Origin of the sequence: Bacillus sp. RB3 (genome assembly GCF_030164735.1) — a bacterium.
In the GTDB taxonomy this organism is placed as follows: domain Bacteria; phylum Bacillota; class Bacilli; order Bacillales; family Bacillaceae_G; genus Bacillus_A; species Bacillus_A cereus.
On the sequence record NZ_JASNGE010000019.1, the window covers coordinates 48,974 to 75,012 of the forward strand.

Genomic DNA, 26,039 nt, shown 5'->3' on the forward strand with positions numbered 1-26,039 from the left:
AACCCTCTGTTTAAACATAATATTTCAATTTTTAAGAGGGAAAATGCGGAATAAAAACCACTTCTAAACCTCTAGGAGATAGTGATACAATGTCAAATGGGGGGAGGGTATGAACTATGGTTAATCAACGTATAAAGGAAATAACACTAATTACAATTGGTTCATTATTATTCGCAATTGGTATTAATTACTTTGCAATTCCAAACCGTTTATCGGAAGGTGGAATTATTGGTTTAACGGTTGTTACGTACTACTTATTTGATTGGTCACCAGGGATTGTGAATTTTGCTATAAATGCAATTTTACTAGCTATTGGTTATAAATTTTTTGATAAGAAAACAATGATTTATACAATTTTAGGGATTGTAGAAACATCTTTGTTTTTATACGTTACAGAACATATTGAGTATCATGTAAATAGTGATACATTATTAGCAGCTTTATTTGCTGGTTTATTTGTGGGTATTGGATTAGGCTGTATGTTCAAAGCCGGAGGTACATCGGGAGGGTCAGCAATCTTAGCTCGGTTAGCAAATCAATATTTAGGTTGGAGCGTAGGTAAAGGCGTACTAATTATTGATATTGTTGTAATTGCTGGTTCTGTATTTATAATAGGGCAAGAAAAGGCAATGTATACACTTGTAGCTGTGTTCATCGGAGCGAAGGTGATTGATTTCATTGTAGAAGGAATGGATACAAAAACGGCTGTTACGATTATCTCGAATCAACCAGATTTAATTCGTGAAGCTATTACGAAAAATATGACACGCGGTGTTACTGTATTAGAAGGGCGCGGCGGATATACTGGTAAAAATAAAGAAGTTTTATATGTTGTTATTAATAAACAAGAGCTTGTTAAGTTAAAACAAGTTATTAGCCGGGTAGATGAAGATGCTTTCGTTGTTATACATGATGTACGTGATGTACTTGGCGGTGGCTTTAAAGCAAGCTAAAAGGTGAACGAGTAAATTCGTTCACCTTTTTTAATTCTTACAAAAATGTAAGTGTAATGTAATGAGATTCAATAGTAGATTTTATTCCCCCTTTTTAAAATGGATGTATATATATCCTGCAGAGGAGGAATGTTTATTATGAAGAAAAAAATGATCACTACTATAATAGCGATGATAGTGATAGTAGTAATGTTACTGCCTACGAAACTTGGACCGGTTATCGATAAATATAATCCATTTTATAAGACGAAAGAATACTATACGGTTGTGAATACAATTGGTCAGCATATTGGTGATGAGTGGTATGAATATGAATTTATTGCATTCGATGAACGTGGTAGAGAGCAGAAAATAAAGAAAACGGTTAAGCATATGTTAAAGAGAGATGAAGCATTAAAGGTTTTTGCAAAAGGACGTTACGGTGAATCGATTGAAGAGATTGAGGTTGCAAATATTCCTATAAATGCGAAGAGTAAACTTTTAACGATGAGATAGTAAAATATACCCCCAGCTATTTTTTGTCGAAAATAAAAATACCAGGTAAGGGTATTTTATGGGTTAATAAAAAATCCTTAGTCCATATAGACTAAGGCTTTTTTATTATATAAAGGGGAAGGGGGTACATTGTAGTAGCATGGTTGAAAGGTATAAGAAGAGTAGCTACTAGCAATGCAATTTGGTTATTTGAGTGTTCTTCTTATTTGGCTTACTTTCTAACTTTATTGTACGAAATATAAGTAAGGGAAACTATCGAATTACATTACACATAACTTACAAACATGTAAGTCTTCTGTAATGTAATTCGATAGTTAAAAGATAGTAATTTTCATATAGTGTAACTAGAAAGTCTTAATGTATTACTTTCTGTTTGTAATGAAGAATGAAAAACCAACTAATTTTTAATAATCCTCATCTGAATAAAGATGAGGATCCTTTTTTAAACCTTACAACATTGTAAGGTTTACGTAAGTTAATTCGATAGTAAATTTGTCATATTTTTTGCATAATAGATACAGATAGAAAAATAATTAGGGATCTAGTAAGAAGGGAGAAAAATGGGATGCGTAAAGAAGAAGTAGTGAAGTTACCAATTAAAGATTTCTGTAGCTACTTTACTGTTGCCGTAGTGTGTATTGGATTATTTGATATCATAACAAACTTAATTGTTAAATAATATAGATGCTAAAACAAGAAAGGAAGTCCTTTCTTGTTTTTTTTATGGGGGCATAAAGATGAAATGGATTGATAGTCATATACATGTTGATCAATATAAGGATGAAGAGAAGAACAGATTACTGAAAGAGGTGGAAAATAGTAATGAAATAAAGGGGCTTATTGCTGTATCTATGAATTATCAATCTTGTAAGGAAACGTTATCTTTAGCGAAGAAGAATCCCTTTATATATCCAGCGATAGGGTTTCATCCAGAGCAACAGATTCATAAAGAAGAGTGTGAACAGATTTATAAACTTATTGAACAGAACGCAGAGGAAATTGTTGCGATTGGTGAAGTAGGTTTGCCCTATTATTTGAGGAAAGAAGATGAAAGCATTGCTGTAGATCCATACATAGCTGTATTGAAAAAATTTATAGAACTAGCTAGTAAGTATAATTTGCCGATTGTATTACACGCAGTTTATGAAGATGCTGACACTGTATGTGATTTGCTAGAGAAATATAAAGTTTCACGTGCACATTTCCATTGGTTTAAAGGAAGTGATGAAACAATGAAACGGATGATGAAGAATGGTTATTATATTTCGATTACACCGGATGTTTTACATAAGGAGAAGATTAGAAAAATCGTTTCGTATTATCCGCTTGAATATATGATGGTAGAAACAGATGGACCGTGGGAATTTCAAGAGGGTGTTATAACGCATCCAAGAATGATTCGAGATGTATTAAAGGAAATTAGTTCTATACAAAACATATCCATTGATAAGGTCGCAAAAACAATATATGAAAATACAAGTCGATTTTATTTGAAAGGATAGGAGAATTATAGTTTTAATCATGTAACGGAAAAAGTGAAAATTGAATGTATTTAATAAAATGCCACGGTTTGATATATGACAAAAAACCACCAAGCGTTCCGCTCGGTGGTTTTGTATTAGGATTCTAATTTTCTCGCACGTTTTAATAATAAAAGAAAGACAATGATAACGAACCCCAGTATAAGGAAGAAGCCATATTGCTTTATATAATCAATTATGTCATTCGCACTGGTTGGTTTTTCAACGTGAATGCCGTCTTTATTCGTCGTAATATGAATATCTTTCATTTTTACTTCATTCTTTTCCTTTTGTAAATCAATCCACTCTATATTTGGAATACTTTCTAGATCCTTTAATACTTCTTTTAATGGTTTCACACCTAAGTAAGGATGATAGAATGCACCAATAACTCCATCGGATAATTTAGAAACAGATAGAGCACGTTCTTTCATTTTAGCAATAGTTTGTGGCGTATCTTCTTCAATAAATCCGACTGTTTCAGGCAATAGTTTCATTCCATGTAAAAATGACGGAGTACTTGTATAATATGGTGAGTGCATGGATTTCCAAGTTGTATCATTTAACTGTAGTTGTCCTACATAAGTTGAAAAGTACCTTGATAATATTTCATATCCTTTTTGAGACATCGTGTAATGAGGTGCTTCAAAGGCAACAGGATATAGTTTAGCATCTACAAGTTCTTGAATTCCTTTTTCAATATGATCTTTCGTATATTTTTCCTCGAATTCTTCCTCTTTTTTTACATATTGGTTATATGCCTCTATATTTGGAAAGTCATCTTTTGTCTTCGGTTTTTCATGCTTCGGTTGGCGAATTGGTTGATCTGTTTTGACATCCCAAAATTCAAAGCCCTCACCTGTTTCACTGTCATAAAATTGGTGAGTATAACCATGCATAATAATTGCTGCACCATCATCTTGCATAGAGCGTAAAAGATCAACTAGTTCTGGTTTATCTTTTAAATGTATTATCTTTCCTGTATCTGGATCTTTATATACCGGAATAACAGTAATCATGTAAGGCATCTTTTTCTCTTTTAGTAATTCAGCAATTTCTTTCAATTGATTTATATCTGCTGCTGGGTGAACATCCTCAAGACGTAAATAAGCTTCAACTTTATTTTTCGTTGGTTTTTGGCTGAAATAAGAAAATAACATTTCACCGACGTAATGAGACATCCAGTCAAAGAGGTTAGGTGTTGCAACATAATAAGATATTTCATGCTGAACGATTAGTGGGTTAGTGTTATTTGAGCTTAAAGCGTTAGCAAGCACAGTTCCATTCGTATCAAATGATTGAATTAATCGTTCCTCTTCTAAGGTATTTTTTAGCTTCTTTTCTGGATATTCAATTTTATTAACTCGTATATCGTCACTCTTCAATGTAATGAAAGAAAAACGCTTAGATAATTGTTCAACATTTTGTCCTAATACTAATACAGGGCCGGAGAAGTTTTCTAGAAATTGTTTCGTTTCATCAGAAAACGCTTCTTTTGTTTCACCGATATAAACAATATGTGTATAGGAGGATACGTTATTAATTGAAGTTGCTTCTTTTAAGTTTTTTACGGTTATATCATTTGTAAAATGTCCTAATTGAGTATTAAGGATTTGGACATTATTTGAAACTTTATCGTCTTGTGTACTATACAAAACAAGTACTTTTGGTTTTGATGATGTTTGTGCAGAGGTGTAGGTAGGGATGAGTAGTAAAATGCTGAACAAGAGTGTTAGGCATTTTTTCATTTTGTACGCTCCTATTCTATATATAGAGTTCAGTTTACAATTATATACAAAAAATGCGTTATAGTCTATGAAAGTTACATTTTTGCACGTATTTACCAGCTGTTTTTTCACAAAATCGGTCTAAAGCATGATGATAATACGTATAGTTATTTGCTATGATAAAAGAGTAATAGAATGTAGGTAATTGTAAAGGGAAGGCTGAAAGGGGACAAATTTCAGCGGAGAAAGAGGTAGAGGTAGTGAAGAAATTCTTTGTAGGATTTTTAGTTGTTCTTGGAGTATATTTATATTTCCAAGGAAAGTCTGAAGGAATGGATAAGCTAGTGAATGGAACAAGCTATGTTGATTCAGAAGAAGCAAAACAGATGAAACAAATCATTATAGAGGAAGCGAAGAAAGTAAATCTTCCAGAATGGATACCTCTTGCAATTGCCGAGCATGAAAGTCGATTAAATCCAAGAAGTGTTGGAGATAATGGAACTTCATTCGGATTGTTTCAACTACACCGCGGCGGCGGGCTTGCACCAGAACATTTAACTGATGATGAGCTGAAAGATCCACGTACAAATGCGCAAATTGCAATGCCGCATTTAATGAAAGGATATAAGCGTGGGGTGCAAAAAGGTTTGACTGATTTTGCATTACTGAAATATATAGCGAATACATCTGGATGGCCAGGGAATTTAGGGCCAGAGTGGACGGATAATAACATGAAGTATAACATCGGACTAGAAGATGTGTACTATCGAAATAAAGGTGTAATAAAGTGAAACTTTAATCAGTGGGGGAGTCTGTTCATCCCCCGCTGATTATTAGTCTTCACCAATCGGGCTTTTACGAGCAGTTAATCTTCCACCTAAATTCTAGCGTTTTCCGGATTTTGAGGTGGAAGTTTTACTGCTCGTTAATGCGGGGTCAAAGAGTAGGTTTTCTATACCTACTCTGTTTTTTTATGAATAATTTCATCCTTTTCTTTCGTGAAATACTGCGTGAGTTGTATTTTCACCTCTTCTAGTTTTGTAGAAACTTGCGGTATTTTATATCCTACATACAATGGTGAAACGACAAATCTAGGTACAACTTTACAAATGATTTTTCCATTTAAGTAATAAAAGAATAAGTTATAACTACTGCATCCTTTATGGAAATCTATCAGTATGTAACGTACAGTTTGCTGAATGTAATTTGCCATTTCATCTATATATGAAATATTATCAATGATTATATTGAATTCAGTGAAGCCAATAATGGGACGCTCTGAAATATTAAGCTCAATGCGTTCATTTTTTTGCACAATTACCCCTTGAAAATTTTCTTCTTCAATATTTTCAAGATAATCTACATATTTCATTCCGATAATTTGCATGTGTGCATGATGCAAACTTCCACCTGAAAATGGACCGTGATTTTTGTATAAAATTACAGATGCAAATTCTTCGTTCTTCTGTAAGTGTAACCAATGTTGAATAGAAAATTGCATTAATTTTCGCATATGTTCTTCTGTATATGTTGCGATATGATCTTCGCAATTATCCGTTTCAATCAGCACCGTTTGAAATGTATCTTGTAATGTAGGAAATTTATTTTTTAACCAAATAATAGAACCATCAGTTGCTAAAATATCCGTTAAATGTTCTTTATCGCAAAATGGACATGCAGCGCTTCTATTCCGAATACTTTCTGGTTTTTGTTTACCGATATCGTTTAAAAAATATAGTTGTTGTGTATCCATTTGTATATATGCCCCTTTAAAATATGTGTAAAAATCCCGCTTAATACATTCGGGAAAAGGAGAAGGAAATCCTCTAAAGACAATATGGAAAAAATAAAAGACAAGATATCCTCATTACGATAGGGTACCTTGTCTTTTATTTTTTCTCTAATAGTGTGTATGGATAATATAGAACATTTTCATTATTTTTCTTTTTTCTATTTTTTATTGTGTATAAAGTAATTGCTGTGCTTGCAATTATAATAATGGCTTTCTTCATATTCATATACCCCTTTTTATTGTTGGTTTAATTCTTGGCTAACTGCTTTTGCATCGACTAAAGCGTGTAAAATCATTTTTACCATGTTCATCATATTTCTTCACTCCTTTTTATAGTTCATTTAGTTCTTTTACAACTGCTTGTCCGTTCACTAATACCTCAAAGATTGCTTTTACGATTTCTTTCATCATGTTTGTTTCCTCCTTGTGTTTGTCTCTCTTGTTTTACATCTTTATTGTATAGGGAGGCATCTTTTCGTACTATCGCTTTCCATTACGTGAACATAACAGTTTTGTAAGATTTGATGTCACTTATTGAAATGTTTAGTCTATCTTCATTATTTTCAGAAAAATGACTATTCAAACATGAAATTGGAAAGTATAATAAAGAAGTAAGTATTAAATTCCGTACGAAAGGGGTGAATGAGATGAAACGTTCTTTAGCTGCGCGTGCCAAATTTTTAGATTTTATCTATTTTTGTCGTGCGATTTTTCATGATGTAGTTGTTAACGGGATACGTATGCCCTTTTTTAACAATTGCATAGTGACTATTGAACGATAGAAATCTCTTCACCCATTTTTAATAAACGTGTGAAAAGGGAGCTATTTGGCTTCCTTTTTCTATGCCGAAAACCATGGGGAATGTTTCTTTCTCATGGTTTTTTATATTGAAAGGAGTACGGAAAATGACTATTTGTAGTGTAAATAATGTAACGAAATCTTTTGGTGGAAACATCATATTTGAAAATATATCGCTTGAAATAAAGAATGGTGAACGTGTTGGGTTAGTTGGTCGTAACGGTAGTGGGAAGACAACAATCTTTGGGCTTCTAACGGGAATGGAGAGTTTGGATGCAGGAGCCATTCATATGAAGAAAGGTACACGTATTGGTCATGTCGCACAAATTCCGAAGTTTGATGAGGCCATGACTGTATATGATGTATTGAGTTCCGCTTTTAAAGTAGAAAAGGAATTAGAAAAAGAAATGCATGCTCTAGAAAAAAATATGGCGGAGGAGCAGGAACAATCTGCTTTGCAAAAGCTAATGGAGAGGTACGGAGTAATTCAAGAAAAATTTGCATTTCTCGGTGGTTATGAAATAGAGGCAAATATAATGAAGGTAGCAAATGGCTTACAAGTCACAAACTTATTTCCAAGAGTATTTACGGAATTAAGTGGAGGAGAACAGACGAAAATAAGCCTTGCATATATGCTATTGCAGAAACCAGATTTACTTCTATTAGATGAACCAACAAATCATTTAGATTTGTTTGCAGTTGAATGGTTAGAGAAATTTTTAAAAGAATATAATGGAACAGTTATGGTTATTTCACACGATCGCTATTTCCTTGATGAAGTTGTAACGAAAATTTTGGATTTGGAAGATGGAGAGATTCACGTGTACCATACGAATTATTCTCAGTTCGTTGAGGAGAAGGAAGAAAGGTTACTTCAAGAGTTTCAAGCTTATCAAGAGCAGCAAAAGAAAATAAAGAAAATGAAAGAAGCAATTAAGCGCCTACGTGAATGGGCAAATCAAGCGAATCCTCCGAATGAAGGATTGCATAAAAGAGCGAGGAATATGGAACGTGCGTTAGAGCGTATAGAGAAATTAAAGAGACCGATTTTAGAAAGAAAACAGATGGGTCTTCAGTTTGAAGGGCAAGAGAGAAGCGGAAAAGATGTTGTTGTAATGAAAGAAGTGAGTAAAGGTTTTGCTGGCCGATCTTTATTTGAACAAGCGAATTTACATGTTCGTTTTCAAGAGCGTGCTGCTATCGTTGGTCGTAATGGTACAGGGAAGACTACATTATTAAAACTACTATTAGAAGAAATAAATCCAGACGTTGGTGAAATTCGAATTGGTAGTAGTGTCAAAATTGGTTATTTATCACAACATGCATATGAAAATATGAAGAGTAATGTATTGGAAGCATTCAGAGAGAATGTGGCTGTAACAGAGGGAGAAGCAAGACATATATTAGCTAAGTTTTTGTTTTATGGTCCAGCAGTATTTAAGAAAGTAACGCAACTTAGTGGTGGAGAAAAAATGAGATTAAGACTTGCGCAACTTATGTATCAAGACATCAATTTTCTAATTTTAGATGAGCCGACAAACCATCTTGATATTGAATCAAGGGAAGTTTTAGAGGAAGCCCTTGAGCAATATAACGGGACGATTTTAGCTGTTTCACACGATCGATATTTTTTAAATAAGTTATTTGAAAAGACGTACTGGATTGATAGATGCAAATTATTTGAGTTTGCAGGAAACTATGCATGGGCTCGTCAAAAGTGGGAGGAAAAGCTTGAGAAGCAAGTAATAAAGCAGAAACGCCAAGGGAGAAAAAGTGTTGAAACGGTTCCTGTAAAAGAGAAAGAAGCTAGGAATCTTGAAGAGATTGAAAATGAGTTAATGCATGTAGAAGAAGATATATATGCAATAGAATGTGGAATGGAACATGTAGCTGATGTTGAAAAACTTGAAAAATTATATGAGGAAAAAGCGAAGAAAGAGTTGTTACGAGCAGATTTATATAATGAATTAGAGAATATTGTGGAGTAATGAGTAGAAAGCCACTTCCTTTCAGTTTTGCTGGAGGAAGTGGCTTTCTTCATAATGATATTTTGCTTTAAAGGTTAAATGAAGCGATGTGTTTCACGTGAAACAGTAACTTAGATAAATCCGTGTTCCTCAATTTGCATAGCTTGTGAAACATATGAAAATAATAAGGTGAAAAATAAATGTCATTAGTGGTTTTTGGATAGGAGTAATTACAAAAACAAAGGCTAATTATTTCCCGAGAGATAAAGTGAGGGCCTTTACGGGCACCCCGACCCAGACCTAATTTCTTTTGCTTTCGCTGAATTTTGAGGTGGGGGTCTTACTGCACGGCAAATAGCGGGATAAATATGTGTAACAGAGACTAGTGAATGGAAACGAAAAGAGAGCAAAGTTACAGCTTTACGCGCTGAACTCTGCTCTCTTTTTGCGTGGCATCTTCTCTCGTTGAAATTATAATAGCGATCCCGAGCATAATAAAAAAAGCTAAAAAGAGGACGAACTTCGGGAAGAACGGGAATAGTAATAGCGCTCCGACTATCATAATTGTTAATAATACGTAGTGCAGGACGTATTGGAATAGGTTGTCCATATTTTCGCCCCCTTTTTGGTAATTGGTTATTAGTATTCTATGTTTCATGCTGAAGGAATAGAAGTAGATTTTTAAGTTTTAATACGAATTATAGCTGAGTTTTCTTAAAGTATAAATGTAGAGTGGTAATTTTGGAAAAATTCTCAAAATATTTATTTAGAAAGAATTGACAAAACATAATGAACGATATAAGCTAATAACCATAAAGTCTACCGGAAAGGTCGGAATAAGATTGTTACCCCTCAAAAACATCTATTTTTTTCTGATTAAAACCGACTTTTCCGATTGGCTATAAATGTGCTGTGGGAGGCATACATAAGCTAATAAGTTCAAAGGGTATAACTATTAAACAGTTAGGGTGGGGACAATGAAGAAAAAGACAAAAAAATGGGCTGGTGTATTTTCAGTATTACTGAGTAGTTCGCTTGTGTTATCTGCTTGTGGGGGACAGGAGGATACGGCTTCTACAGAGCCGGTTAAGCAGCAGGATTTAAAAAATGTGAAAATTGAAAAGATTGCTGCGACAGATAAAACGAAAGTGCCAGACAAAGCGAAGAATAGAAAAGATACGTTAGTAGTTGGTATTAGTAAGCCAGGCGGCGTATTTTTACCATACTTTCAACAAAATGGTTGGGATGGAAACGTAACTTCAGTTATTTTTGCATCTCTCGTATCAACCGATAAACAAGGGAAACCAATTCCAGAATTAGCTGAGAAGTGGGACGTTTCTTCTGATCAGTTAACATATACATTCCATTTACGTAAAAATTTGAAATTTAGTGATGGATCGCCATTAACGGCGGATGATGTAGCTTTCACATTGACGCTTTTACATGATAAGGCATATGAAGGTGAAGTAGATATCTCTCAATATGCCGTTAAAGGTGGTAAAGAATATAAAGAAGGAAAAGCAACTTCAATTGAAGGTATTCAAGTTGTTGATCCACAAACAATTAAAATTACAACTGAAAAAGTGAATTCACAAGCTATATTTGTTTTAGGAGGTACAGTACTATCAAAAGCTTATTATGGAAAAGATTATAAGCAAAATACAAGCTTAGATTACTTAAAAGATTTATATGGAAAGCCATTAGCTGCGGGTCCATATAAATTTGAAAAGTATATTCCAGGTCAAGAAGTTCGTTTTGTTGCTAACGAAAATTATTATGCGGGTAAACCAAAAATTCAAAACTTTATTTATAAAATTACTTCTGGTGATACGAAGCTTCAGTTATTCCAAACAGGAGAAGTTGACCATACTGGCTTAGGTACCGGTGATGAGGTTCTTGAACAGGCTAAGGCTTTAGAATTCGCAAATATCCAAATCGAAACAGCGCCGTCATTTAGTTATATTTATATGAATAATAATAAGCCTTACTTAAAGGATAAAAAGGTTCGCCAAGCACTTATTTACGGATTAGACCGCAAAAAATATGTTGATACAGCGTTAAAAGGATACGGTACAGTAGCCAATGTACCAATTCATCCAACTTCTTGGGCTTATACGGAAGAAGGAGTTAATAAATACGAATACGATAAAGAAAAAGCGAAAAAATTATTAGATGAAGCAGGGTGGAAAGTTGGTTCGGATGGAATTCGTGAAAAAGATGGTCAAAAATTAAAACTTTCTTATTTCGGTCCAAGTTCGGCTAAAGATAGTGATTTATTAATTCCAATTGCGAAAGAGAATTATAAAGAAATAGGTGTAGAGTTTAATCCTGAATTTATGGACTTTAATACGATGCTTTCTAAGGTAAACAAAGGAGATTATGATTTAGCTTCCGTTTCGACACCGATTACAAGTGACCCGAGTGAAACAGCTGGTGAATATTTGTCTACTGCAAATGAAACTAGTCTTGGTTATAAGAATGCAAAAGTAGATGAGCTAATTCAAAAAGGTATTGAAACTGTAGATATCGAAAAGCGTAAACCTATTTATAAAGAATTGTATAAAGAATTAAGTGATGATCCACCAGTAATTCTATTAAACTACCGTAGAACAATTACTGGTTATAACGGGAATATAAAAGGAATTGATCCTGAAAAGTACAACAGTATTAGTGCAAACTTACCAGTATTATCATTTGAAAAATAACGATAAGAATGTATAAGTAGAAGACATTTTTTCATTCGGTTAGTAATGTGCCGCTTTGAAAAAATGTTCTTCTATTTTAAGCATAAGATTGGAGAGAAAAAGGGTGAAAACATATATTGTTCGTAGGTTGTTACAAATGATTCCTACACTGCTTGGTACATCAATTATTATCTTCGTCCTGTTCGCACTTCTTCCTGGGGATTATATTGATTCAAACCCGAAAATTACACCGGAAAGAGCAGCTGAACTGAGGGAATTATATGGGTTGAACAAACCGATTGTTGAGCGTTATTTTCATTGGTTAGGTAATGCATTGCAAGGGGACTTTGGCTTCTCGCTTCAATATCAAGAGCCTGTAACGTCATTATTAAATAAATTTATTTGGAATTCTTTTAGTGTAGCAATTATTGCATTGTTTTTTATTTGGCTAATTGCACTTATTATCGGTGTATTCTCGGCGACGAAGCAACATTCTTTATTCGATAAACTTGTAACAATCGGTGTTTTTGCAGCAATGTCATTCCCTTCATTCTTTATCGGCTTGTTTTTAATTAAGGTGTTTGCGGTTGACTTTAAGTTATTACCGATAGGTGGAATGATTGATGTTGGCAGTAATTCAACAGGATTTGCTTACGTGATAGAAGTTGCAAAACATATGATTTTACCAGTATTTATTTTGACGCTTCTCGGGGTTGGCTCGCTAACTCGGTATTTTAGAACAAGTATGTTAGAGGTTGTAAGACAAGATTACATACGAACAGCAAGAGCGAAAGGTTTGAAGGAGAAGACGGTTATTTATAAGCATGCATTAAAAAATGCAATATTACCAGCAATTACGTTATTAGCATTTGAATTACCGGGATTGTTTTCTGGGGCAATTATTATTGAACAAATTTTTAACTGGCCAGGGATTGGTAATATTCAATTAGAAGCATTAAATTTCCGTGACTATACAGTATTGATGGCATTTACGATGTTTCTTTCTTGTTTAACAATCGTTTCAAACTTTTTAGCAGATATCGTATATGCAGTTGTTGATCCAAGAATTCGGTTGAAGTAAGGGGGGAAAGAAATGGAGACTGTTACAGTAATTACAGAAAAAAAAGAAAAAAAGAGCAGAAGCGAATCATCACCATGGCGACAAGCTTTTAAAAAGATAAAGAAAAATAAGATGGCACTTGTAGGGTTTTATGCATTAATTTTTATGTTTTTATTTTGTTTTATCGGTCCGTTCTTTTCTCCATATGCATCAGGGAAAATACAAGTTGCGCTCATTAACAAACCACCTAGTGTTTCTCATTGGCTTGGTACAGATCAATTAGGAAGAGATATTTTAACAAGGCTTATGCAAGCGGGACGTATTTCATTAACCATTGGTTTAGCTTCAATGGTTTTATCGGTTATACTTGGAGCTTTATTAGGAGCGATTGCAGGTTTTTATCGTGGTATTGTGGACAATATTATTATGCGGCTTGCAGATATTTTAATGTCAATGCCAGGATTACCGCTACTTATTATAATGGGTGCGATTTTATCAGAGTGGAAAGTACCGTCTGATTATCGTTTGTATGTCATTATGATTATTTTAAGTCTAGTAGGTTGGCCAGGGCTTGCACGCCTTGTAAGAGGGCAAATTTTATCACTTAGGGAGCAAGCATTTATGCAAGCTGCGGATGTGTTAGGAATAAAAGATTACCGGAAAATTATATATCACTTAATACCTAATGTTTTACCCATTTTAATTGTTGTATCCACATTAGGTGTTGCAGGTTCTATTTTGGGAGAATCCGCACTAAGTTACTTAGGTCTTGGAGTCGTTCCACCTACACCATCATGGGGGAACATGATTAGCGCAGCTAACTCATTAATCGATTTCCAAAAGCGTCCATGGTTATGGATTCCGCCCGGTTTTGCAATCTTTATAACAGTTGTATCAATTAATTTACTTGGTGATGCACTTCGTGATGCGTTAGATCCAAAGATGAGACGGTAGGTGAGAAGATATGAGTAAAGCGGTAGTAGAGCTGAAAGACTTACAAACACATTTTCAAACTGACGAGGGGACAGTAAAGGCTGTGAACCATGTTAGCTTTGCGGTTCGAGAAGGGGAAACAGTTTGTGTAGTAGGAGAATCAGGTTGCGGAAAGAGTGTAACAGCTTTATCTATTATGGGGCTTATTGCTGAATCTGGTAGTGTAGTGGGTGGAGACATTTTATATGAAGGAAAAAGTCTTTTAGGAATGAAAGAGAAAGAACTTCGTAGTTTACGAGGCAATGATATTGCAATGATTTTCCAAGAACCGATGACATCGCTAAACCCCGTCTTCACTGTAGGGGAGCAAATTGTAGAAACGTTAAGAGAGCATGAATTACTTAGTAAAAATGAAGCATATAAGAAGGCAATTGAGTTAATTCGTAAAGTTGGCATAGCCCGCGCTGATGAAATCGTCCATTCTTATCCGCATGAACTGAGCGGTGGGATGTTACAACGTATTATGATTGCTGTTGCGCTTAGTTGTAATCCTAAGTTATTAATTGCAGATGAACCAACAACAGCTCTTGATGTTACCATTCAGGCTCAAATATTGGATCTACTAAGACAAGTGAAAGAAGAATTTAAAACGTCGATTTTATTAATTACACATGACTTAGGTGTCGTAGCGGAAATGGCTGATTATGTTGTCGTTATGTATGGCGGGAAAGTTATTGAAGAAGCCCCAGTACTAGAGATATTCCAAAATCCAAAACATCCTTATACGAAAGGATTATTGAAATCAAAACCAGTAATGGGAAAACGAATAGATAAACTATATTCTATTCCAGGGCAAGTTCCGAATTTAGTTGGTTTAGGTGAGTTTTGTTACTTTAGTGGGCGTTGTGAGCATTGTATGGAAATATGTGAAAAAGAAGCCCCAAATCTAAATGTAAATGATGAAAATCATAAAGTAGCTTGTTGGTTATATGAGGAGCGTGCGGAACAATGAGTGAACCATTATTAGAGGTGAAAAACCTAAAGGCATATTTTCCAATTAAGGGTGGCGTATTTAGTAGAACAATTGGGCATGTAAAAGCAGTTGATGGAGTAAGTTTTACTATTAATAAAGGTGAAGTGTTTGGTCTCGTTGGTGAATCAGGGAGCGGGAAAACAACAATAGGAAAAACAATTTTACGCCTCGTTCAAAAAACGGAGGGAGAAGTGAAGTTTAAAGGAAAAGATGTTCATTCTTTATCCAAGGATGAATTAAGAAAACATCGCCCTAATATGCAGCTCGTTTTCCAAGATCCATTTAGCTCATTAAATCCGAGAATGAGAATTGGAGAAGCGCTTGGAGAGCCAATGTTGGCCCACGGATTAGCAACGAAAGAAAATGTGCGTGAAAAGGTAATTGAAGTATTGGAGTTATGTGGATTAGCTCCTTATCATATTGACCGGTATCCCCATGAGTTTTCTGGTGGACAACGTCAGCGTATCGTAATCGCAAGAGCTATGGTATTAAATCCAGAATTCATTGTAGCTGATGAACCTGTAGCGGCACTAGATGTATCTATCCAAGCACAAATTATTAATTTATTTAGTGAGTTACAGGAGAAAAAGGGATTATCTTATTTATTCATTTCGCATGATTTAAGTGTAGTAGAACATTTATGTACGAAAATCGGAATTATGTATTTAGGTACGATTGTGGAGACAGCACCGCGTGATGAGTTATTTACCAATCCGCTACATCCTTATACGAAAGCATTGTTATCAGCTGTTCCAATACCAGATCCAACAGTGAAGCGAGAACGAATTATACTAGAAGGGGATATTCCAAGTCCAGCAAATCCACCTTCGGGCTGTCGTTTTCATACACGTTGCCCATTTGCAACGGATGTTTGTAAAAAAACAGTACCAGAATTCCGTAATGTTGGTGTAGAGCATTTTGTTGCTTGTCATCACGTATAAAAAAGGACTCTTTCAAATTGAAAGAGTCCTTTTTTTATTTACTAGATGAAGTTTGTTTCAATACAAATTGCTCGATTGCGTGAGCAACACCATGTTCATTGTTTGTTAGTGTTACAACATCACATAGCTTTTTTACATCTTCTTCAGCGTTGCCCATTGCAACAGATAAGCCCGCTACTTCTAACATCGGTACATCATTAAAATTATCACCAATAGCAACTGTATCTTCAATAGGGATATTAAAATGAGCTGCCATCTGCTGTATCCCGTTTCCTTTATGTCCATTCTTATCCATAATTTCTAAGTTAGTAGGAGCCGATGCTGTAACCATAATATCAGCATCCTCTTGTAATATACTTAATAGCTGTGCGCGATGCGCTGCATTAAACGTTAAAATGAAGAATTTAGATATTTCTAGTTCTTGGTTATTTACAACATCTTCTATTTTTTTGAAATCAGTAATTAGGTTCGATTTCTTTTGCTTTTCTGTAATTCGTTCAAGTTCCTCTAATGTAACATCAAGCGCATGCTTATTTTCTTCGAATGCTTGCATCACTTGATCTTGCCATGTATATGGAGAATAAACTCCTTTATTTGTATATAGCTTATATGGGAAACCTTCAGATTCTAGTAATTTTGCAAGTTTGTACACTTTGTCGTTTTGTATACAACGCGAGTTAATTACTTTTCCATCCACATAAACAATAGCCCCATTGCTTGCTCCGACTGGAAGAGATAATTTATATTCTTCCAATAGCTTTAAAGCATCCTCTTTCGCACGACCAGAACAGATCATTACAATATGACCGGCTTCTTGTGCAGTTTGGATTGCTTGTAGGTTTTCTTTGGAGATTTCAAGATTAGATGATAGTAGTGTACCATCCATATCTAATGCGATTAATTTCAAAATGACCACCTCTTTGTTTTTATTATACATAGTTATATAGAGGAAACATATAAACTTATCTTGGAAAGACGGTATTTTATCTCATATTAAAAGTAAGTAAAGATTAGATAGGTTTAGTGGCACTAAATAAACAATTTGTAACAAAAATAGAGAGGAATATGACTACATTTCACTTTATGACTGTAATGTTACACGAATGTTACAAACGTGAACTTAGTGAAAAACGCATTAAATAAAGGTTTTTGAGGGTTATTATAAAAAAAACGTAAAAAAAGTGTAATAAATTTTACGTAATTATATTGCAACGTAATAATAGTTATGTTACATTAATGTTACAAACGTTACGTTATCAAATTTAATGTAACGTTAACATAAAAACTATGAAATAAACATTTCTTAGAAATTACATATAGATAACTTATAAAAAGGGAGGATAAATGATATGAAAGAGCAAGTATTACAAGTAACAAAAGGTGACTTCGTAGGATCAGCAAGTGGAGCAGTAGTATTAACAGCGTTAATCGTATTTCTATCAAGCGTATTAGTATAATAGAAGCTTTGTAACAAAAGAAAAAGAAGGGAGAATGAAAGATATGAAAGAGCAGGTATTACAAGTAACAAAAGGTGACTTCGTAGGATCAGCAAGTGGAGCGGTAGTATTAACAGCATTAATCGTATTTTTATCAAGCGTATTAGTATAATAGAAGTTTTGTAATAAAAGAAAAAGAGAGGAGAATGAAAGATATGAAAGAGCAAGTATTACAAGTAACAAAAGGTGACTTCGTAGGATCAGCAAGTGGAGCGGTAGTATTAACAGCGTTAATCGTATTTCTATCAAGCGTATTAGTATAATAGAAGCTTTGTAACAAAAGAAAAAAAGGAGGATAAATGATATGAAAGAGCAAGTATTACAAGTAACAAAAGGTGATTTCGTAGGATCAGCAAGTGGAGCGGTAGTATTAACAGCATTAATCGTATTTTTATCAAGTGTATTAGTATAATAGAAGTTTTAAATTAAACAAAAAAGGAAGGAGAATGAGGGATATGAACAGTGAACAAGTGTTTCAAGTAACAAAAACAGATTTATTAGGATCCTTAGGTGGAGCGGTAATATTAACATCATTTATTCTATTCCTTGCAAATGTATTAGTATGAGATATATAAATACAATCATTCAAAAAAAATAAAGACTCTAACGTATTAGTAAGTAGTTAATATGTTGGAGTCTTTTTTATATTCTTCTTATATACCCTCAAGTATTAAAGTTACCTCATTATCCAGCATTCATGGCTAATTAAACGCTGCGGTTGAAACTTGATTCAACGAATAATCAAAAATCCACTGAATAAAATCCCGCTTTATTTCAAAGAGAAAAAAGTCGAATTTTATATGTAAGAAAAAAAGAGGAATTTGACAGAAAAGATAGAAAATTTTAAAGGTCAGAATTTGTTAGCTTGCTAACTAATTTCTATTAATTAATGTTGGAAGCGTTTTCGGTTGGTTTTAAGTATGGACCATTTAATCTATTTACAGGGGGATGAAGATATTATGAAACAAAAATCTATGGATACGCTAGCTGCACAAATGGAGGACTTTTTTCCAGTACGTGATGTAGATCATTTGGAATTTTACGTAGGGAATGCAAAGCAATCGAGTTATTATCTTGCGAGAGCGTTCGGATTCAAAATTGTAGCTTACTCTGGATTAGAAACTGGAAACCGTGAAAAGGTATCTTATGTTCTTGTGCAAAAAAATATGCGTTTCGTTGTGTCTGGAGCTTTAAGTAGTGAAAATCGTATTGCAGAGTTTGTAAAGACTCATGGTGATGGCGTGAAGGATGTGGCACTACTTGTTGATGATGTTGATAAAGCATACTCAGAAGCAGTGAAACGTGGTGCCGTCGCAATTGCTCCACCGCAGGAATTAACAGATGAGGACGGTACATTGAAAAAAGCAGTTATTGGTACGTATGGTGATACAATTCATACGCTTGTAGAGCGTAAAAATTATAAAGGGGCATTTATGCCAGGATTCCAAAAGGTAGAATTTAATATTCCATTTGAGGAGTCTGGTTTAATTGCTGTTGATCATGTAGTTGGTAATGTTGAAAAAATGGAAGAGTGGGTTAGTTATTACGAGAATGTTATGGGCTTTAAACAAATGATTCATTTTGATGATGACGATATTAGTACAGAGTATTCGGCGTTAATGTCAAAAGTTATGACGAATGGAAGTCGTATTAAGTTTCCTATTAACGAACCAGCAGACGGAAAGAGAAAGTCACAAATTCAAGAGTATCTAGAATTCTATAATGGAGCTGGTGTACAACATCTTGCTTTATTAACAAGTGATATTGTTAAAACAGTTGAAGCGCTTCGTGCAAATGGGGTGGAGTTTTTAGATACACCTGATACTTATTACGATGAGCTAACTGCACGAGTTGGAAAAATCGATGAAGAAATTGATAAGTTAAAAGAATTAAAGATCTTAGTAGATCGTGATGATGAAGGTTACTTACTACAAATCTTTACGAAACCAATTGTAGATCGTCCGACTTTATTTATTGAAATCATTCAACGTAAAGGTTCTCGTGGATTTGGTGAAGGAAACTTTAAAGCGTTATTCGAATCAATTGAAAGAGAACAAGAGCGTCGCGGAAACTTATAAGATTTGTATCCACCAGCAAAAGTCCCTTTGCTGGTGGAAATTTCATTTTTATAAGGAGGAATCAGGATGAAATTTGTTACATTTTGTCTTCCTTCAAAAGAACTACGGGCTGGATGGCTTGAAGGTGACAAAGTAATAGATATGAATCTTGCTAGTGAAGGGAAAATCCCTTCTTCTATGATGGATTTTTTAGAGAAAGCGGATGAGTATGTAGAAGTAGTGCGGAATATTAAGAATCCAAATAAGGGTATATATGCTTTAGAAGAAGTACAATTGACAGCTGCTCTTCCTAATCCGAGTAGTATTCGAGATTTTTACGCATTTGAACAACATGTAAAAACAGCTCGTGGACGAAGAGGATTAGATGTTGTGCCTGAATGGTATGATATTCCGGTTTTTTATTTTACTAATCATCGTGCTGTAATTGGTTCCGGTGATTTTGTAATTGGTCCGAAAAAGTCTAAAAAGCTTGATTATGAGTTGGAGATTGCTTGCGTAATAGGAAGAGAAGGGCGAAATATTTCTCGAGAGCAAGCAGAGGAATATATTTTTGGTTATTGTATTATGAACGACTGGAGTGCGAGAGACTTACAAGCAACAGAAATGAAAGTAGGTCTCGGTCCAGCGAAAGGAAAAGACTTTGCAACTTCATTAGGAGCACATCTCGTTACGAAAGAGGAATTAGACGTTTATCGTAATGGTGATCGATATAATTTAGAAATGACTGCTCATGTAAATGGAAAACTATTATCAAAAGGAAACTTCCAAGATATTTACTATACATTTGCTGAAATGATTGAACGTGCTTCAGAGGACGTTACGTTATATCCAGGAGATGTGATTGGTTCTGGGACAGTAGGAACAGGATGTATTTTAGAACTGGGTACAGAAGAGTGGCTACAAGATGGAGATGTTGTAGAACTGTCGATTACTGGTTTAGGTACACTACGTAATACGATCAAAAAAGAAAAGGAAGCGGGTGATGGGCATGTTTTATCGTCACATGGGAGAACTACCTCATAAACGACATGTACAATTTCGTAAAAAAGATGGGTCGCTTTATCGTGAACAGGTAATGGGAACAAAAGGTTTTTCTGGTACGCAGTCTATTTTGTATCATCATTATATGCCAACAGAAGTAGGTCATTCTGCATTATCGCATTCTTGTCAGTTGCAGTATGAAGAGGATGTTGCTCTTTCTCATCGCCACTTTCGAACGAAAGAAAGTAAAAAAAGTGGTGATGCAATAAGTGGACGGAATTTCATACTTGGAAATGAAGATTTGTTAATTGGAGTAGTGAGTCCAACAGAAAAAATGGATTATTTCTATCGTAATGGTGATGGCGATGAAATGTTATTTGTTCATTATGGAACAGGGAAAATTGAAACGATGTTTGGAACGATTCACTATAGAAAAGGCGACTATGTAACGATTCCAATTGGAACGATTTATCGTGTTATTCCAGATGAAGGAGAGACTAAGTTTCTTGTTGTAGAGGCAAATAGCCAAATTACAACGCCGCGTCGTTATCGAAATGAATACGGACAATTGTTAGAGCATAGTCCGTTTTGTGAAAGAGATCTTCGTGGTCCAGAAAAATTAGAGACATATGATGAAAAAGGCGAGTTTGTCGTAATGACAAAATCAAGAGGCTATATGCATAAACATGTTTTAGGACACCACCCGTTAGATGTTGTTGGATGGGATGGCTATTTATATCCGTGGGTATTTAATGTAGAGGATTTTGAACCAATTACAGGGCGCATTCATCAGCCACCGCCAGTACATCAAACATTTGAAGGACATAATTTTGTTATTTGCTCTTTCGTACCACGTTTATACGATTATCATCCAGAGTCAATTCCAGCACCATATTATCATAGTAATGTTAATAGTGATGAAGTTCTTTACTATGTAGAAGGAAACTTTATGAGTCGCAAAGGTGTGGAAGAAGGTTCTATTACACTTCATCCGAGCGGGATTCCCCATGGACCGCATCCGGGGAAAACAGAGGCAAGTATAGGGAAGAAAGAGACGCTTGAATTAGCTGTTATGATAGACACATTCCGTCCGCTTCGTATTGTAAAACAAGCACATGAAACAGAAGATGAAAAGTATATGTATAGCTGGATTGAACAAGGTTCATATACTGTGAAATAAGTAAAAAAGGCATGCTCTCAATAAGGGGGCATGCCTTTTTCACGGAATCGACATGTATAATAATACCAAAAAAATAATGGAAAGATATATAGAAAGAATAATAAGGATCGTGCATATTCAGAAGAATTTCTACTTGTTTCGACAAAAGTATTGACTAGGAAAAGCGTAATGAGTAAAATAAAAAAGCGAATTAAAAATTTTCAGAAAATTTAAAACTTGGAGGAGTGAAAGATGAAGCAAATTTTTCAAAAGAAGCCAATTGCAAAGTTAATGCATGAAAGTAAGCAAAAAACGTTAGCAAGAACATTGGGTGCGCTAGATTTAACTATGCTTGGAATCGGAGCAATTGTTGGAACTGGTATTTTTGTTCTAACGGGTGTTGTGGCAGCGAAACATTCTGGGCCAGCTATTATATTATCATTTGCGATTGCCGCGTTAGCTTGTGCCTTTGCTGCATTTTGTTATGCTGAATTTGCTTCTTCAGTTCCTGTCTCGGGCAGTGTGTATACGTATACATACGCGACGATGGGGGAAGTGTTCGCATTTTTAATTGGCTGGGACTTAATGCTTGAATATTTACTTGCTACATCTGCTGTAGCAAACGGTTGGTCTGCATATTTTCAATCTTTATTAAAGGGGTTTGGAATTCACATTCCGACTATTCTCTCCTCGGCTCCTGGTACAGGAAAGGGTGGAATAATTGATCTACCTGCAGTTCTAATTATTTTAGTGATGACAGTTCTTTTATCTAGGGGTGTTCGTGAAAGTGCACGAGTAAATAACATTATGGTATTTATTAAAATAGCAGTTGTTCTTATTTTTATCTTTGCTGGTTTTAATTATGTGAAACCTGAAAACTGGACGCCCTTTATGCCATTTGGTTTAGATGGTGTAATGGCTGGAGCGGCTACAGTATTCTTCGCATTTATAGGATTTGATGCAGTTTCAACAGCGGCAGAAGAAGTGAAACGTCCGCAACGTGATTTACCAATTGGTATTATTGCATCGTTATTAATTTGTACAGTTCTTTATATCGTTGTTTCGCTTATTTTGACAGGAATTGTTCCATACGGCCAGCTAAATATATCAGATCCAGTTGCTTTTGCACTTCAATTTATTGGACAAGATGGTTTAGCGGGGGTAATTTCAGTAGGAGCAATTACAGGAATTACAACAGTAATGCTAGTTATGATGTATGGGCAAGTTCGTGTTTCTTATGCGATGAGCCGAGATGGTTTACTGCCGAAGCGTCTTGCTAAAGTTCATCCGAAATTTAAAACGCCATTTTTAAATACATGGACAACGGGGATTATTGCGGCACTGATTTCAGGATTAATAGATTTAAATGTTTTAGCACATCTTGTAAATATGGGGACATTGTCAGCATTTGCACTTGTAGCTGTTGCGGTAATCGTAATGAGAAGAACTCATCCAGACTTACCAAGGGCATTTAAGGCTCCGCTTGTACCATTTTTACCAGCATTAACAGTGATTTTCTGTTTATACTTAATGCTTCAATTATCAGGGACAGCGTGGATTAGTTTTGGGATATGGATGGTTATTGGTATAGCGGTTTACTTCTTATATAGCCGAAAACATAGTGCTTTAAATAATAGTAAAAAAGAAGAAGATGTTGCAAATTTATAAGCGAAAAAATCCATTCTAATTCTGTTAGAATGGATTTTTTTATTTGAAAATTTACATTTTTCTGAACTTGTTATAAGATAATTGTTGGCTAACTAAAGGGGTGGAATGATGAAAAATACGTGGCGTGAGTTAAGGGAGATGGACCGTAACGTATGGATTCGATTTATTGGAGAGACGTTAAATGGAATTGCAATGATGATGTTAATGCCTTTTTTTGCATTATATTTAAAAGATAAGGTAGATTCGTTGTTGGAAGTTGGGGTTATTATGGCGCTTTCTCCAATTGCTGCAAGCTTTGGATCACTTATAGGAGGGAGAATTGCTGACATATATGGAAGAAAGCCTATTATGATATTTTCTATGGCAAGTAATGCATTATTAATGCTCGGTTTTCTATTTATAGAAGGATTTATTCCGTATGCAATTTTATCTATTTTTTTAGGGTTGAGTAATTCTTTATTTCATCCAGCTGCATCAGCTATGGTCGCGGATGTAACGGCACCAGAAAAAAGAACAGAGGCATATGGTTTATTACGAATGGGACACAATATAGGTGCTGCGATTGGTCCGATAATGGGAGCATCAGTAGTTGTGTTGTCAAAGAACCTTGTGTTTATTATTGCCTCTTCTACAATGCTATTTTATGCGTTACTTGTATTACTTCTTATTCAAGAGACGATGCCAAAGAGGATAGATAAGGAAGAACATAAAGAAAAAGAATCTGGGGCAGTTTGGAAAATTTTAATGCGAGATAAGGCATTAATGATTTACTTATTAGCAGGTATTATCATTTCGATGGGGTTTTCTCAAACGGAAGGCATGCTGCCACTACATTTTGATAATGAAATGAAGCGTATTTTTGGAACGAATAATCCATATCCATATTTAATGGCGTTAAACGGACTATTAGTTGTTTTATTCCAGTTTCAAATTTCAAAATGGGCTACGGATAAACCAGTTGGGAAGACGATGTTATATGGTGCATGTTTATTCGGGATTGGATTATTTTTTATAGGGTGGTTACCGAAGTGGTTTGGAGAATTTAATACAAATGCTACAATTATTTTAATAACACTACTGTTCGTTTATGCTATATATACGTTAGGTGAAATGATTATGTCGCCTGTACAGATGACATTTGTAGCAAATTTGGCCCCTGAGCATTTGAGAGGGACTTATATGGGAGCTGCAAGTTTGCAGTGGATTACAGGAAGCGCATTTGGTCCACTTTTGGGAGGTTTTTTATTAGATCGATTACTTGGTCACTTTCTATTTACAATTTTAGCTGTAGGATGTGTAGTTGCAGGTATTGTATATGTTTCTTTAGATCGCCTTGTGGAGCAAAGGCAAAAAGACACACTAACCAAACAATCTTCTTAGTGAATAGGTGATATACACAAAAAAGGGGATTTCTACATATTTTAGGTACATAACTAGATTAGATTGCCATTTTATTTTGTGTAGCTATATAGAAAATGAAATGAAAAACCAATAAGTGATGTTATTTAATTATTTATGGAAGTTACATTTTATTTCAAATAGGAACTACCTATTTTTATAAAAAGTGCTAAAATAGAAAAATGAAAACAATTGGTTAGGGTGATTTCATTGACGAAAATTAAATTAGGTTTATTATATGGTGGAAAATCAGCTGAGCATCAAGTTTCGCTACAGACGGCTCTTGCTGCTATTAAAGCGTTAAATCAAGATAAATTCGAGATTCATCCAATTTATATTACAGAACAAGGTCAATGGGTACGCGGTGAGCGTATTGAAGGCGAAGTAACAGATGTTGAAGCTTTAAAAATGAGCGGTGCAGAAAATGCGATTTCTCCGTTATCATTAAGTACAGAAATTATCCCATCTGCAGCTTCTGAGGAGAATGCTATTGACGTTATTTTCCCATTACTACATGGACCAAACGGTGAAGATGGAACGGTTCAAGGACTATTAGAATTAATGAATATCCCTTATGTAGGAAATGGTGTTCTAGCATCATCTGCTGGTATGGATAAAGTTGTTATGAAAAACATCTTTGCAGAGGCTGGTTTAAAACAAGCAAAATATGCATCCTTCATTCGTAGTGCATGGGAAAAAAATCGTGAGGAAGCTTATTCTAAAGTAGAAGATAAGTTAGGATATCCTTGCTTCGTAAAACCAGCGAACCTTGGTTCAAGTGTTGGTATTAATAAGTGTAAAAATCGTGAAGAACTTGAGGATGCATTTGTAGAGGCATTCCAATTTGATCGCAAAATTATTGTAGAAGAAAATATTGTAGGTCGTGAAGTAGAAGTTGGGGTACTAGGTAATGATGAGCCGAAATGTTCAGTTGTAGGTGAAATCGTTCCGAAAAAGGACTTCTATGATTATAAGTCGAAATATATCGATGGTGATACGGCGCTAATTATTCCAGCTGAAATGACAGAAGAAGAATCTAATGTAATTAAGCGTGATGCAATTATTGCATTCCAATCATTAGACGGTGCAGGTTTAACGCGAGCTGATTTCTTCTTAACGAAAGATGGAGAAGTGTATATTAACGAAGTAAACACAATGCCAGGATTTACACCGTTCAGTATGTTCCCTCTATTATGGCAACATACTGGGTTACCGTATCCAGAATTAATCGAAGAGCTAATTCGTTTAGCGATTGAACGTCACGAAGAAAAACAAAAAATTAAATATACAATCTAACAAAAAAGGAGGAAGCACTATTCGTAGGAATAGTGCTTCCTCTATGTAAGGAGCGTTTC

At 34.8% G+C, this 26,039-nt stretch carries 27 protein-coding genes; 22 read left to right on the top strand and 5 right to left on the bottom strand.

Annotation, left to right across the window (positions count from 1 at the left end):
• The first annotated feature begins 116 nt into the window (after positions 1-116).
• The 3 genes from QO049_RS21200 to QO049_RS21210 all read left to right on the top strand — a co-directional run bounded on the left by QO049_RS21200 (position 117) and on the right by QO049_RS21210 (position 2,950).
• The gene (locus QO049_RS21200) at positions 117-953 is read left to right on the top strand and encodes a YitT family protein (RefSeq protein WP_000248040.1); all 837 of its coding nucleotides are present in this window, start codon (positions 117-119) and stop codon (positions 951-953) included.
• 138 nt (positions 954-1,091) lie between these two features.
• On the top strand, positions 1,092-1,448 hold the full coding sequence (locus QO049_RS21205) for a YxeA family protein (RefSeq protein WP_000728422.1): 357 nt from the start codon (positions 1,092-1,094) through the stop codon (positions 1,446-1,448).
• 737 nt (positions 1,449-2,185) lie between these two features.
• Entirely contained in the window at positions 2,186-2,950 is a 765-nt protein-coding gene (locus QO049_RS21210) for a TatD family hydrolase (protein ID WP_246961761.1), read from the top strand.
• Positions 2,951-3,066: 116 nt separating this feature from the next.
• On the opposite strand, the gene QO049_RS21215 is transcribed toward QO049_RS21210, so the two are convergent.
• Positions 3,067-4,716, bottom strand: coding sequence for a DUF2334 domain-containing protein (locus tag QO049_RS21215; RefSeq protein WP_246961763.1), 1,650 nt, complete (start codon positions 4,714-4,716; stop codon positions 3,067-3,069).
• Positions 4,717-4,955: 239 nt separating this feature from the next.
• Between QO049_RS21215 and QO049_RS21220 the strand changes: the two genes are divergently transcribed.
• Positions 4,956-5,486: a transglycosylase SLT domain-containing protein gene (locus QO049_RS21220; RefSeq protein WP_000713248.1), complete on the top strand. Its 531-nt coding sequence runs from the start codon at positions 4,956-4,958 to the stop codon at positions 5,484-5,486.
• Positions 5,487-5,653: 167 nt separating this feature from the next.
• On the opposite strand, the gene QO049_RS21225 is transcribed toward QO049_RS21220, so the two are convergent.
• Both QO049_RS21225 and QO049_RS21230 read right to left on the bottom strand, forming a co-directional pair.
• Positions 5,654-6,448, bottom strand: a complete 795-nt coding sequence (locus QO049_RS21225) for a DUF4931 domain-containing protein (protein ID WP_002004289.1) — start codon at positions 6,446-6,448, stop codon at positions 5,654-5,656.
• A gap of 136 nt (positions 6,449-6,584) precedes the next feature.
• Positions 6,585-6,713 carry a hypothetical protein gene (locus QO049_RS21230; RefSeq protein ID WP_001998915.1) on the bottom strand — a complete coding sequence of 43 codons (129 nt, stop codon included), beginning with the start codon at positions 6,711-6,713 and terminating at the stop codon, positions 6,585-6,587.
• A 421-nt stretch (positions 6,714-7,134) separates the two neighbouring features.
• Here QO049_RS21230 and QO049_RS21235 point away from each other — a divergent pair, with 421 nt between their 5' ends.
• Positions 7,135-7,269, top strand: a complete 135-nt coding sequence (locus tag QO049_RS21235; protein ID WP_000830643.1) for an RAxF-45 family protein — start codon at positions 7,135-7,137, stop codon at positions 7,267-7,269.
• A gap of 124 nt (positions 7,270-7,393) precedes the next feature.
• Positions 7,394-9,274, top strand: coding sequence for a ribosomal protection-like ABC-F family protein (gene abc-f, locus QO049_RS21240; protein ID WP_284489439.1), 1,881 nt, complete (start codon positions 7,394-7,396; stop codon positions 9,272-9,274).
• A gap of 391 nt (positions 9,275-9,665) precedes the next feature.
• Here the strand turns inward: abc-f and QO049_RS21245 are convergent, their stop codons facing one another.
• A complete protein-coding gene (locus tag QO049_RS21245; RefSeq protein WP_000369254.1) occupies positions 9,666-9,863 on the bottom strand; it encodes a hypothetical protein in 198 nt (65 codons plus the stop codon).
• A 367-nt stretch (positions 9,864-10,230) separates the two neighbouring features.
• On the opposite strand from QO049_RS21245, the gene QO049_RS21250 reads away from it, so the two are divergent.
• The 5 genes from QO049_RS21250 (at position 10,231) to QO049_RS21270 (ending at position 15,904) form a co-directional block, all read left to right on the top strand.
• Complete coding sequence (locus QO049_RS21250) at positions 10,231-11,958, top strand: ABC transporter substrate-binding protein (protein ID WP_000730688.1); 1,728 nt, start codon at positions 10,231-10,233, stop codon at positions 11,956-11,958.
• 103 nt (positions 11,959-12,061) lie between these two features.
• Positions 12,062-13,018, top strand: coding sequence for an ABC transporter permease (locus QO049_RS21255; RefSeq protein WP_000860748.1), 957 nt, complete (start codon positions 12,062-12,064; stop codon positions 13,016-13,018).
• Between the two features lie 12 nt (positions 13,019-13,030).
• A complete protein-coding gene (gene opp4C / locus QO049_RS21260; protein ID WP_000451080.1) occupies positions 13,031-13,951 on the top strand; it encodes an oligopeptide ABC transporter permease in 921 nt (306 codons plus the stop codon).
• A 10-nt stretch (positions 13,952-13,961) separates the two neighbouring features.
• Complete coding sequence (locus tag QO049_RS21265; RefSeq protein WP_000030767.1) at positions 13,962-14,942, top strand: ABC transporter ATP-binding protein; 981 nt, start codon at positions 13,962-13,964, stop codon at positions 14,940-14,942.
• Positions 14,939-15,904 (top strand): ABC transporter ATP-binding protein, encoded by a 966-nt coding sequence (locus tag QO049_RS21270; protein WP_001294485.1) that lies wholly within the window; start codon positions 14,939-14,941, stop codon positions 15,902-15,904. Before QO049_RS21265 ends, QO049_RS21270 begins: the two co-directional genes overlap by 4 nt.
• A 34-nt stretch (positions 15,905-15,938) precedes the next feature.
• Here QO049_RS21270 and QO049_RS21275 read toward each other — a convergent pair whose 3' ends face one another.
• Positions 15,939-16,811, bottom strand: coding sequence for a Cof-type HAD-IIB family hydrolase (locus QO049_RS21275; protein WP_000766421.1), 873 nt, complete (start codon positions 16,809-16,811; stop codon positions 15,939-15,941).
• A 442-nt stretch (positions 16,812-17,253) separates the two neighbouring features.
• Between QO049_RS21275 and QO049_RS21280 the strand changes: the two genes are divergently transcribed.
• The 11 genes from QO049_RS21280 to QO049_RS21330 all read left to right on the top strand — a co-directional run bounded on the left by QO049_RS21280 (position 17,254) and on the right by QO049_RS21330 (position 25,980).
• Positions 17,254-17,361 (top strand): DUF3948 family protein, encoded by a 108-nt coding sequence (locus tag QO049_RS21280; RefSeq protein ID WP_000664237.1) that lies wholly within the window; start codon positions 17,254-17,256, stop codon positions 17,359-17,361.
• A gap of 34 nt (positions 17,362-17,395) precedes the next feature.
• The gene (locus QO049_RS21285; protein ID WP_000654250.1) at positions 17,396-17,512 is read left to right on the top strand and encodes a DUF3948 family protein; all 117 of its coding nucleotides are present in this window, start codon (positions 17,396-17,398) and stop codon (positions 17,510-17,512) included.
• Positions 17,513-17,546: 34 nt separating this feature from the next.
• On the top strand, positions 17,547-17,663 hold the full coding sequence (locus QO049_RS21290; RefSeq protein WP_000654250.1) for a DUF3948 family protein: 117 nt from the start codon (positions 17,547-17,549) through the stop codon (positions 17,661-17,663).
• A 41-nt stretch (positions 17,664-17,704) separates the two neighbouring features.
• Complete coding sequence (locus tag QO049_RS21295) at positions 17,705-17,812, top strand: DUF3948 family protein (protein WP_000664237.1); 108 nt, start codon at positions 17,705-17,707, stop codon at positions 17,810-17,812.
• Between the two features lie 43 nt (positions 17,813-17,855).
• The gene (locus QO049_RS21300; RefSeq protein ID WP_001083690.1) at positions 17,856-17,966 is read left to right on the top strand and encodes a DUF3948 family protein; all 111 of its coding nucleotides are present in this window, start codon (positions 17,856-17,858) and stop codon (positions 17,964-17,966) included.
• A gap of 393 nt (positions 17,967-18,359) precedes the next feature.
• Positions 18,360-19,478, top strand: coding sequence for a 4-hydroxyphenylpyruvate dioxygenase (hppD, locus tag QO049_RS21305; protein ID WP_000810922.1), 1,119 nt, complete (start codon positions 18,360-18,362; stop codon positions 19,476-19,478).
• A gap of 66 nt (positions 19,479-19,544) precedes the next feature.
• Positions 19,545-20,501, top strand: coding sequence for a fumarylacetoacetate hydrolase family protein (locus QO049_RS21310; protein ID WP_000673989.1), 957 nt, complete (start codon positions 19,545-19,547; stop codon positions 20,499-20,501).
• Entirely contained in the window at positions 20,467-21,639 is a 1,173-nt protein-coding gene (locus tag QO049_RS21315) for a homogentisate 1,2-dioxygenase (RefSeq protein WP_013141710.1), read from the top strand. Before QO049_RS21310 ends, QO049_RS21315 begins: the two co-directional genes overlap by 35 nt.
• Before the next feature lie 231 nt (positions 21,640-21,870).
• Complete coding sequence (bcaP, locus tag QO049_RS21320; protein ID WP_000809349.1) at positions 21,871-23,286, top strand: branched-chain amino acid transporter BcaP; 1,416 nt, start codon at positions 21,871-21,873, stop codon at positions 23,284-23,286.
• Between the two features lie 108 nt (positions 23,287-23,394).
• A complete protein-coding gene (locus tag QO049_RS21325) occupies positions 23,395-24,666 on the top strand; it encodes an MDR family MFS transporter (RefSeq protein ID WP_000799714.1) in 1,272 nt (423 codons plus the stop codon).
• A 228-nt stretch (positions 24,667-24,894) separates the two neighbouring features.
• The gene (locus QO049_RS21330; RefSeq protein WP_000161427.1) at positions 24,895-25,980 is read left to right on the top strand and encodes a D-alanine--D-alanine ligase; all 1,086 of its coding nucleotides are present in this window, start codon (positions 24,895-24,897) and stop codon (positions 25,978-25,980) included.
• Positions 25,981-26,039 lie beyond the last annotated feature (59 nt).

Excerpts from the sequence above, each read along its gene's own strand:
- QO049_RS21200 (WP_000248040.1), top strand. The coding sequence starts at position 117 with ATGGTTAATCAACGTATAAAGGAAATAACACTAATTACAATTGGTTCA.
- QO049_RS21205 (WP_000728422.1), top strand. The coding sequence starts at position 1,092 with ATGAAGAAAAAAATGATCACTACTATAATAGCGATGATAGTGATAGTA.
- QO049_RS21210 (WP_246961761.1), top strand. The coding sequence starts at position 2,186 with ATGAAATGGATTGATAGTCATATACATGTTGATCAATATAAGGATGAA.
- QO049_RS21215 (WP_246961763.1), bottom strand. The coding sequence starts at position 4,716 with ATGAAAAAATGCCTAACACTCTTGTTCAGCATTTTACTACTCATCCCT.
- QO049_RS21225 (WP_002004289.1), bottom strand. The coding sequence starts at position 6,448 with ATGGATACACAACAACTATATTTTTTAAACGATATCGGTAAACAAAAA.
- QO049_RS21230 (WP_001998915.1), bottom strand. The coding sequence starts at position 6,713 with ATGAATATGAAGAAAGCCATTATTATAATTGCAAGCACAGCAATTACT.
- QO049_RS21235 (WP_000830643.1), top strand. The coding sequence starts at position 7,135 with ATGAAACGTTCTTTAGCTGCGCGTGCCAAATTTTTAGATTTTATCTAT.
- abc-f (WP_284489439.1), top strand. The coding sequence starts at position 7,394 with ATGACTATTTGTAGTGTAAATAATGTAACGAAATCTTTTGGTGGAAAC.
- QO049_RS21245 (WP_000369254.1), bottom strand. The coding sequence starts at position 9,863 with ATGGACAACCTATTCCAATACGTCCTGCACTACGTATTATTAACAATT.
- QO049_RS21250 (WP_000730688.1), top strand. The coding sequence starts at position 10,231 with ATGAAGAAAAAGACAAAAAAATGGGCTGGTGTATTTTCAGTATTACTG.
- opp4C (WP_000451080.1), top strand. The coding sequence starts at position 13,031 with ATGGAGACTGTTACAGTAATTACAGAAAAAAAAGAAAAAAAGAGCAGA.
- QO049_RS21265 (WP_000030767.1), top strand. The coding sequence starts at position 13,962 with ATGAGTAAAGCGGTAGTAGAGCTGAAAGACTTACAAACACATTTTCAA.
- QO049_RS21270 (WP_001294485.1), top strand. The coding sequence starts at position 14,939 with ATGAGTGAACCATTATTAGAGGTGAAAAACCTAAAGGCATATTTTCCA.
- QO049_RS21280 (WP_000664237.1), top strand. The coding sequence starts at position 17,254 with ATGAAAGAGCAAGTATTACAAGTAACAAAAGGTGACTTCGTAGGATCA.
- QO049_RS21285 (WP_000654250.1), top strand. The coding sequence starts at position 17,396 with ATGAAAGATATGAAAGAGCAGGTATTACAAGTAACAAAAGGTGACTTC.
- QO049_RS21290 (WP_000654250.1), top strand. The coding sequence starts at position 17,547 with ATGAAAGATATGAAAGAGCAAGTATTACAAGTAACAAAAGGTGACTTC.
- QO049_RS21295 (WP_000664237.1), top strand. The coding sequence starts at position 17,705 with ATGAAAGAGCAAGTATTACAAGTAACAAAAGGTGATTTCGTAGGATCA.
- QO049_RS21300 (WP_001083690.1), top strand. The coding sequence starts at position 17,856 with ATGAACAGTGAACAAGTGTTTCAAGTAACAAAAACAGATTTATTAGGA.
- hppD (WP_000810922.1), top strand. The coding sequence starts at position 18,360 with ATGAAACAAAAATCTATGGATACGCTAGCTGCACAAATGGAGGACTTT.
- QO049_RS21310 (WP_000673989.1), top strand. The coding sequence starts at position 19,545 with ATGAAATTTGTTACATTTTGTCTTCCTTCAAAAGAACTACGGGCTGGA.
- QO049_RS21315 (WP_013141710.1), top strand. The coding sequence starts at position 20,467 with ATGTTTTATCGTCACATGGGAGAACTACCTCATAAACGACATGTACAA.
- bcaP (WP_000809349.1), top strand. The coding sequence starts at position 21,871 with ATGAAGCAAATTTTTCAAAAGAAGCCAATTGCAAAGTTAATGCATGAA.
- QO049_RS21325 (WP_000799714.1), top strand. The coding sequence starts at position 23,395 with ATGAAAAATACGTGGCGTGAGTTAAGGGAGATGGACCGTAACGTATGG.